We start from the raw sequence: 9,261 nt of genomic DNA on the forward strand, positions 1-9,261 counted from the left end.
TCTACCGTAATGTTCGTATGTCGATCATTAAACCACTTTAAATATTTTGCATAATCCTGCGTATGAACCCCATATCCATAGGCAGACTCTAGTATGGTATCGTTTCCATTTTCAGTACAAAATTGAACTTGTTCAAGGGGTTACCTAATGGCAGAGGGCTCCATCTTAAAAGACTACACAAAAAAATACAATTAAACTTGACAGCAGGTCCTTCGTACCTTACCCTTAAAACCACAGAATTGTTAAACTTGTAAAAGTACGGAGGAAGGAGATGCAGGAAAGAAAACTCGTTTTTAGCGGCCGTGGGGGGGAACTGTTTCTTATCGAACTGGTGAATGTACTGCTTTCAGTCATAACCCTTGGAATTTATTACCCCTGGGGGAAAGTCAGGAGAATCGCCTTTTTTTATCGAAACACCAGTCTGGAAGGAACCCCTTTTACATTCCATGGGACAGGAAAAGAAATTCTTCTCGGGTATATAAAGCTTATTCTCGTTTTTATTATTTTATATGTCCTATTACTAGTAGGGGCTTTTACTAATTCCCTTTTTATTGTGTATTTAGGGCTACTTGTTTTATTTTTGGGTTTAATCGTGCTTATTCCTTTTATGATTCACGGAGCACTCCGGTATCGCCTATCCCGAACTTCCTGGCGAGGGATCCACATGGGCTATCGGGGTCTAAAATCAGAATTATTAAAAGAATACCTTAAGGGAACAATCCTTACAATTATTACCCTCGGGATATACAGCCCCTGGTTTACCATTCGACTCAATAAATACATCTATTCCCATGTTCGTCTCGGAAGCATTTGCTTTGATTTTGAAGGGTCAGGGAAAGACCTGTTTTTCCTCCATTTAAAAGGTATTATCCTTACGATTATTACCCTGGGAATTTACAGTTTTTGGTACTATAAAAATTACTTCAATTATCTTACCAGTTGTTATCGGGCTTATCAGGGAGAAAGGGAAATACGCTTCGTTGCCCATTTACGAGCGGGGACCTTCATAAAAACCAGTATTATCAATGCGCTCCTTGCTATTATTACGTTTGGCATTGCCCTTCCCTGGAACACTATCCGCACTTTAAAGATGAAATTCAATGCCATCGATATCACGGGTGATTTTAATCCCGACGAGATTGAACAGACCGAAGAAGATTACCATGACGCCACAGGGGCAAGCTTCCTGGACGCCATAGATATTGATATTGGAGACGGTTTGTGGTAATTCCAGAAAAATATGGATCGTTCATGTATCGGTTCTTATTTTGATGGAAAATCCTCTCGGGCGTATCCGTGCACGGTGGTACTAGGCGAAGATAATCTGACCATCTATGTCCTGGCAGCCCGGGAGGTTGCTTCCCAAGAAGAACATCCTGACGATGGGAATGTACCTCCTGATATCCCCCAACAGGAAGTACCTTCGGTCCCGGGGGAATATTTCTCCCCAGAGCCAGACATACTATTCACAAAGATATGGGATTTTTCCGGTATTAAAATAAGAGACACCCGGCCCCATCATGGCGAACTCCAGTATGGGCCATTTCCCCATGAAACCCTCATTATTCAGGATCCTCAGTTTTTTTATACCCTCCAAAACACGAGATATTTTAAGCGGCACCGTTCTTTCTATGAGAGATTTTTCGGAAGTCCCCGAAAGGTTGTTGGAAGTGTTTTCCTGACCATTGCCCTCATTGTGGGGTTCTACTTTATGGGGATCCCCTTGATTGCGGATCTTACCAGTTCTCTGTTACCACCTTCTCAGGAAAGCTCCCTGGGAGAAACCCTGTTCTCCAATATTGTAGAAAGCGAAGGGGGTCTTACCCGCCCTGAACTCCAAGAAAAGGTCTTAGAATTTGCAAGGACCCTTACATTTGGTCACCAGATTAAAGAGATCGCCCTGTTACCGGGGGACACCATTAACGCCTTTGCCGTCATGGGTGGGTACATTGGTATTTATCTTCCTATGCTCGAACTCATAGAAACCCCAGAGGAACTCGCCGCTCTCCTTGCCCATGAATGGGCCCATATTGAAAAGCGGCATTCAACCCGCCTGATCGTGCGGAACCTTGCCGGCTATTACCTTATCTCTCTTATAGCAGGTGATTTCAGTGGTTTTTTGGGGATCCTCATTGAGAACGGACACATGCTCAATAATTTACGATATTCCCGGACCTTTGAAGAAGAAGCGGACCTGCGAGCAAGGGAACTGCTTATTCAAAATGGTTTCTCCCCCGAAGGATTAACGCATTTACTTACCAAAATAAGCGAAAAGGAATCCGAAAAGGGGCCCGAATGGCTTTCCACCCATCCATCCCTTTTTAAGAGGCTCCATGAAGAAAGGGCTTCTTCTTTGCCCAGTACTATCTCTCGTTCTCCACAACAAGAACGCATCCGCCAACAGGCAGCGCTTCTTTTCGAACAGATTAAAATGGCCCTCCAGTAATCAGCCTGAGCCTCCTTTGGCGTATTCAAGACGTACCACAACGCTGGTATGCCCTTTTCCCCTCACAGGATTTACTTGCCCCTACCGCACTTCTCCAGGCATCCCCTGGCCGCCTGTCCCATACCAGCGGGCCAGAGGAGCGTTTCACCAGGGAGTCATGCTCTTCTTCTCCAGTCATGCTCCATCCACCTTCCCTTCCATGCCATAGGATGGTCAAAAAAGGCGTAGGAACGTCTGGTTCCTATGCTCGCAATGGTAAAATAATCGAAGGATCAACGACCTGGAGGGTAAAAGATTCAGCTATAAACAGTTGCACTATTCGAGAATCATGATGTTCATAGCCTATGGAAAAGTCACCGCCGATCACCAGTTCTAGATCTTCATGGCGATGGGGGATCATGAGTCCCCCCTCAAGAACACTGCTGTACACAACCGTTCCCCCTACCATATCTTTGATGCGCTTCATGAGGGGGTATCCCTGTACTTCTGTGTTAGCCCGTTCCCAGAGTTCTTTTCCGAGAATCAGGGAAAAGGGGCCCCGTTGATGGACCTCTTGCATCTGAACAAGGGCGCGGGACAAATTGAGCATGATTTCGCTCCCTTCCTTTCCAAAGGAGATGGCCTTTTGGGTGGCCGCCGCGGTAAGACCCACGACACCCCCGGCAGCAAAGCCATTGTATACCGCCTGTTCTTCAAAAAGGGCTGCATTTTTTGCCGCCTCATCAAGGGGACTCAAATCGATAGCCCGGGCACCCCGGAGGATATTATCCAATTCCCACCGATCAAGCTTAAAGGAAACCCGGGTTTCCACCAGAGGCTGGACCTGATAAACCCCACACCGCACTCCTGCAACGGGGCTTTCCTGCAAGATAGAAAGCCGTCCCTCTGGCAAGGCCGCATAATTCCAGCCCAGGGGGCCCCGAACGTGAAGAATACGCCGGGCCGTCAAATGACCCATCAGCACCTGACGGGCCCGGTTATCTATTTCATTCCATGCTACGGAGGCTATAGGAGCCTGTTCCCGTTTAAAAATATCCATAACAATCCCTCCTCATTATTCGAGGTTCCCGATACCAAGACTTCCCCTGGACAGGGAAGTACCCCCTTCTTCAGCGGCATTTTCTAGCTGGGTAAGGTCCCCTTCGGTAAAAAGATAGGTTCGTAATTGTTCATCCCAGCCATCCATGTTTCGCCTGAGCCACTCCAGAATCATCGTGGCATGTTCAATTTCTTCGTCTCGGTTGTGGGCCAAAATCGCCCGGAGTTGTGGGTCCTGACAGGCCGCAACCCGCTGGTTGTACCAGTCCACGGCCTCTAGTTCTTCTTTTAAACTGGTTATAGCCCGGGAAATATTCCGGGTCTTTTCGTCCAGCAATTCCACCGGCTCATGATAGGCCATAGCATCCTCCTAGTAGGGTATAGTTTAAATATACTGGCCCTTACCGCTTTTGAGAAGGCATATTTTCTCTATTTGTTAGAATTTTAAAACATTCTGAGAAAAGGGATACGTGAGAGGAACCCGCAATCGCATAAGGGGCCAGATTTGAATACCACCGTACCGGCCCCTTACCTGAGCCTGAAGCAGACCGCCATCAAAAACAGGGTGGTAGAAATGGCTTTTATCGTTCCACCGGAGCAAAACCTTCAAGATTAAAGGCATACGAGAAAGGAGGCTGGCTTTCCAGGGGCGTAGCAAGCTGAAGGGTTCCCGCAAAACGATAGGAGACATCCTTCATGGTAAGTACCTGATTAAAAAGGTCCCGCCCCATATCGATAAAATTCATGACCACAAAGACATCCACCTCGGTAGTCTGGGCAGAAGGAACGGTATAGATCTTTTCCATAAAGCCATCGGCCCAGGGACGCCCGTTGCCAAAAAGTTCATACCGCATACGAAAAATAGTAAGGGGAAACCCGTTTGGATTATACACTGAAAGACGTATCCGAAAACGGGTATTAACCAGTTCCGCCTGTTTTACCGCTAACGAAAGAATTCGAAGTTCCGGCGCCCGTAGCCACTTCACGGAATAGGCTTGGGAGACCTTGAAGGGATGGGAGAGAGAGTTTTTGCCACTTTCCCATAATCCCCGCCCGGTAAGGTGACACAAGAAATTCCCTCCCTCATCAGGAGTAAGGTCACGAACCTTAACCGAAGCAGAAAAGGGATACAGAGAGGAGGCCCCCGCCTTAAGGGCCTGTGGATTCCCAGACGGAGAAAGAGGAACGGTGATGGTTGAAACCCGGTGATTTCTATCTTCTACGGTAATTTCCACCGTGGACTCCGTAACAAAAATTTCCTGAGAGGCTGTATTACTTATCTCGAATACGCCCGCAATCAAAAGGGCTTCGCCACTGGTCATAGCTTCGGCACTTTTGAGAGTAAAAGAACCCTGGAGGGGATTTTCTAGCGAGACCGCAGGAGAAGGCTGGGTTGTGCAGGAAGTCTCCCCCAAAATCAAGAAGAAAAAGAGGCCCAACACGATACCACCCTGTAGTAACCGGCTCGCCTTCTTTTTTTTCAGAGAGTGAAAATCGCCCTCATCAAGAAAAAAGTTCTTCCCTTTATCGTTTTTGTTTATTCCATACAAATCAGCCATGTTCGTATAATACTGCTAACAGGAATTTCTTTCTATAAGGGAAGTCGGCAAGAGAACCGTTACCGCTTGAGCACCTTGTCTGGCCTGTCCCCGAATCAGCAGTTCTACCGCCTGTTCTCCCATGCCCCGTTTTTGCACATTGATGGTAGTTAAAGGAGGATTTGCAAAGGCTGCCATCTCAATGTTATCCATACTGATAAGGCCTACCTGCCGGGGAACCATAATATTCTTTTCATGAAGGAAACGCAGGATACCAATCGCCACCTCATCAGAACCCGCACAAATCGCCGGCCGTTCTGTCGGAGAGGATTCTCCTTGCTGAAGCAACCTTTGAAAGGTCTCTTCATGATATAGCCGCTGGGCCGCTTCGTACCCACTGGTCATATTATTGGCGTTATCAATATAAAAATCCGTGGAAGATGTTCTTTGATCTTCCATAAGAGCCTGCTTGTACCCCAAGGTTCGGTTATCAATTTCTCCAATATAAAATATTTTTCTATACCCCTTATGTAAAAGATGGACCACCGCCCGGTACATAGCATCCTGACGATCAAAGGAAACGGAGGGAAGGCCGTCGTATTTCCATTCTACACAGACCACCTGTTCTATCCGAGTCTTAATCCGTTCAATTACCTGTCGATCTTCTGGCCCTTGGAGTACCTGATCGAGAGAAAGAAGGATAAGCCCATTCACCTCTTCCGGATGAACAAGTTTATTAAAAAGCACGGGATCTTTTAATTCTTCAAAAAAACGGATAAAACGGATGTGGTAACGATTTCGATGGGCCGCCTGGTGGATTCCCGCCAGAATCTCCGCATAGTAGGGACGAAGAAAGCGGTCCACATCACACATGACAATGCCAATCTGCTTATCCGCCAGGTTCCCTGAAGCTCCTCTATGAAGGGCCTGGGCAAATGTGTTAGGGCGATAATTTAGTTCTTCAATAGCCTTAAGAATTCGCTCCCGCGTTTCAGGGGCAATCGCCGCATCGGTCCCGTTAAGTACATAGGAAACCATACTGCGACTTACCCCCGCTCGCCGAGCCACATCCGACTGGGTCGTTTTTTTATGTTTCATCGTTGTATGAATACCACCTTCACCCAATATGAACAAGAGAGGGATTGTAAAAACGCAATAAAGACGTTACCCATTCTCTGATGATAGTTTACCCCTCAGAACAAAGGACATGATCATTGCCTTTAGAAAGGGAGCTTCTGTTCATATCAGCGAGAAGCCCCCGTTTTTATTCTTTTTTCCCATCGGCAAACGTTCAAAACAGCGCAGTTTTTTTAGGTGTTTTTCCCTTTCTTTTAATAACGCTTTTTATCTTTAATGATTTCCCTCAAAACCTCACTAATTATTTCCCCGGACACCAAGGGCTGTAAGAGAAGGAAGAGCCTTGCCGTTAAAATCAAACAGGGCCTGGTTCTCCCAGGTACTCCCTACACCTAAGGCGGGTATCCAATCCCCACCCCAATAGAAAATTCCAAGGGCCCCCTTTTCTGCACTAGATCCTATCATAAGCCGTATGAAAGCGGCCTGATTTTCAATAGTCGCCGGGAAATAGAGGGTAGTTCCATTTGAACGAGTCGCGAAGGTAAGACCCTGGCCTGTCAGGTTAGTGGCGGCCACTTCTTCATCATCTTCCCAAAACACATTGGTTGTGGAGTCTCCGTAACCGGTAGTCCAGCCGTAACTTGTCTCAGCTATGAGAACATTCTTACCATAACGGCTTTTTAAATTTTCTATATTACTTTTGAGCTGAGTTACCGTTCCATGGCTTGCATAATAGGGATAGTAGGAAAGACCGATTATATCAAAATCAATTTCTCGTACCGTAGCAGCGGTTCCTCCGTGGGTTGCATAGCGATCAAAAAAGGAGGTAAGTCCGCTCAGATCCCGTCCCCCCCGGGAAAGGTGTATCATGATTTTAGCCTGTGGGGCTGCGGCTCGAACCGCATCGGATGCCGCATCAAGGAGTACTCCCAGATTGGCAGGCCCAGTGGATTCGCTGAGCTTCCCCCAGTTAAAAAGCATGCCACTATCGATTTCGTTTCCGATCTGGACCATGTCAGGAACAGCATTAGCGGTAGTAAGGGTCTGAATCGTGGTATAGGTAAAATCGTACAGAGCGTCTGCCAGGTCCTGTATGTCCGTATAGGAAGCCCAGGAAGCAGGTACAACCTGTTGGGCTGGATCGGCCCAGGTATCACTGTAATGAAAATCCAACAGGACCTTCAATCCCAGGGCCTTTGCGCGACGGGCTATGGCGACGGTACGACCAATATCGTTATGACCATAGTTAACACTCGTATACGTACTATTCCGGGGATTATTCCATAGGCGTAACCGCACCCAATTCACCCCTGCATCTTTAAGAATCGCCAGGGGATCCCTTCGTTGGTTATTCCCATCATAGTAGGCACCCCCAAGCTCTTCTATCTCTTGTACCATCGAAACATCCACGCCCCGGATAAAATCTGCCGGTATACTCACCGAAAGAGGGGCAATATTCAATTGCTCATACGAGGTAAGATTGGTGCTTCCCCCATCATGATACGCCGGAAGGGTGCAGGAGACGAGTCCCCCAAGCCCAAGGATTATCCCCAAGAACACCCCGCAATACGTCCTAAAATAAGTGTGAACAAACAGGGGGCGCCGATTTTTTCCATCATATTTTGTCGAATTCCGTAATTTCCCTCTCATATAAGGTTCCCTCCTAATTCGTTTTTCCGGCCACAGTCGGTGAAACCCCACTCACACCGCTTTCATTTACCGCTTGTACCTGGTAGTAGTAGGTAGAATTAGAACTAAGGCCCGTATCAGTATAGGTGCTACCGGTAATGGAAGAAGCGACCACCGTAAAGGGACCGGTTACAGAGGAAGAGCGGAGGAGTTGGTACGAAGTAGCCCCATACACGGATTGCCAGGAAAGACTAATACTATCGGTAGTTACCGAACGAATCCGTATCCAGGCTGGGGCCGCAGGAACCGCAAGGGTCACCGTGCCACTGGTCTCTCCAATGGTATAGGAAAGTCCCTGAGCAAAATCAAAGGTGGCCGTATCATGAGTATCATTGACCATCATATCAGGGGCCGTGTCGGTGGCATAAGCGGTACCGGACCAGTTAGAGGAAAGAACCGCAATAACCCGAACGGTATCCCCCGAAGAAAGGCCAAGGGCCGACAGAGGGAAAGCATACTCTACAAAAGTAGGTGGGGCCGATTGGGTCCAGCCCACAGGAGCCAAGGAGAAACCTGAAGGGGAACTCCAGGGACACCAGAATTCAGCCACTTTCCCCCAGGATGAACCGGACTTTCCAAAGAGGATCCCCGCCCCGTTACCCGCATCATCCTGGAAACCCGGTTTATGCCAGAAATAGATATCTGGCTCCCCATTGGGAAAAGAACTCGTTGCCGCCGGGAGGGCCGCCCCTGCGGTACTTACCACAGAAGCGACATCAGTACTCCCTACCTCATTGACCGAGGCCTTATCAATGAGAATAAGAATTCCATCATTCCAATTTACCCCGAGGTACCCCGCAAGGGACACATACAAATAGTTGGGATCACTGGTTACCCGAAGGGTATGAATATCAATTCCACTTTGACTCCAACTACCGGCACTCCCATCCCCCTGCGTATCCTGAAATACCGCCACCGATGAACTAGTCCAGTTGGTATCCAGTAAACCATCTACGGCTATGAGAGCTTTCTGGCAGGTAACCGTAAAGGTTTGTTCCATAGGAACATGGCAGGTGGCAGTTCTAATACCCTGAATCGTAAGTTTCATTGAAAATTCTTTACCATAAAGTTCTACCAAAGGGCTCACCAGTATAGCCTTTCCATCGTTTGAAACAGAAAGGGTAAAATCTCGGGAGGTTAAACCAGTAGGAAGACTAGAACCACTGGATGCTTCAATAGTGAGGGATGCATCTTCGCTTAAAGTTACTGTCCCATTGACGGGGATCATGATAGCCCTACCAAGACTACTGGTCATGGTAGAAAAACTGAGCCCCGAAAGGGTCTCCACGCTGTAGAGGGGGCTTACCAAAATTGTCCGTTCCAACTCCCCAATGGGGCGTCCCTTCTGGTCGCCCTCATCACAGAGGAAGCCCGCTATTTGTCAACAAATTTGTCACCTATTTATGCACCCTTTTTATGAATTATTTTCTTGGTCTCATTGGATGGATTTAAGTACACAACCCGCTGAACCTT

General features: G+C 47.6%; 8 protein-coding genes. 2 read left to right on the forward strand and 6 right to left on the reverse strand.

Features of this window, described 5'->3' with window-relative positions:
* Positions 1-271: 271 nt before the first annotated feature.
* The gene (locus tag C5O22_RS13200; protein ID WP_132782548.1) at positions 272-1,228 is read left to right on the forward strand and encodes a YjgN family protein; all 957 of its coding nucleotides are present in this window, start codon (positions 272-274) and stop codon (positions 1,226-1,228) included.
* Between the two features lie 12 nt (positions 1,229-1,240).
* On the forward strand, positions 1,241-2,446 hold the full coding sequence (locus C5O22_RS13205) for a M48 family metallopeptidase (RefSeq protein WP_132782549.1): 1,206 nt from the start codon (positions 1,241-1,243) through the stop codon (positions 2,444-2,446).
* Between the two features lie 241 nt (positions 2,447-2,687).
* On the opposite strand, the gene C5O22_RS13210 is transcribed toward C5O22_RS13205, so the two are convergent.
* The 6 genes from C5O22_RS13210 to C5O22_RS13235 form a co-directional block, all read right to left on the reverse strand.
* Positions 2,688-3,485, reverse strand: a complete 798-nt coding sequence (locus C5O22_RS13210) for a family 1 encapsulin nanocompartment shell protein (RefSeq protein ID WP_132782550.1) — start codon at positions 3,483-3,485, stop codon at positions 2,688-2,690.
* A gap of 15 nt (positions 3,486-3,500) precedes the next feature.
* On the reverse strand, positions 3,501-3,845 hold the full coding sequence (locus C5O22_RS13215; protein ID WP_132782551.1) for an encapsulin-associated ferritin-like protein: 345 nt from the start codon (positions 3,843-3,845) through the stop codon (positions 3,501-3,503).
* 220 nt (positions 3,846-4,065) lie between these two features.
* Positions 4,066-5,043 (reverse strand): LEA/WHy family protein, encoded by a 978-nt coding sequence (locus C5O22_RS13220; protein ID WP_132782552.1) that lies wholly within the window; start codon positions 5,041-5,043, stop codon positions 4,066-4,068.
* Positions 5,044-5,058: 15 nt separating this feature from the next.
* Positions 5,059-6,120 (reverse strand): LacI family DNA-binding transcriptional regulator, encoded by a 1,062-nt coding sequence (locus C5O22_RS13225; protein WP_132782553.1) that lies wholly within the window; start codon positions 6,118-6,120, stop codon positions 5,059-5,061.
* A gap of 276 nt (positions 6,121-6,396) precedes the next feature.
* Positions 6,397-7,749: a glycoside hydrolase family 53 protein gene (locus C5O22_RS13230; RefSeq protein ID WP_132782554.1), complete on the reverse strand. Its 1,353-nt coding sequence runs from the start codon at positions 7,747-7,749 to the stop codon at positions 6,397-6,399.
* Between the two features lie 13 nt (positions 7,750-7,762).
* Positions 7,763-9,112 (reverse strand): fibronectin type III domain-containing protein, encoded by a 1,350-nt coding sequence (locus C5O22_RS13235; protein ID WP_132782555.1) that lies wholly within the window; start codon positions 9,110-9,112, stop codon positions 7,763-7,765.
* Positions 9,113-9,261: the final 149 nt, after the last annotated feature.

The organism is Treponema sp. J25, from assembly GCF_004343725.1.
GTDB lineage: Bacteria > Spirochaetota > Spirochaetia > Treponematales > Breznakiellaceae > J25.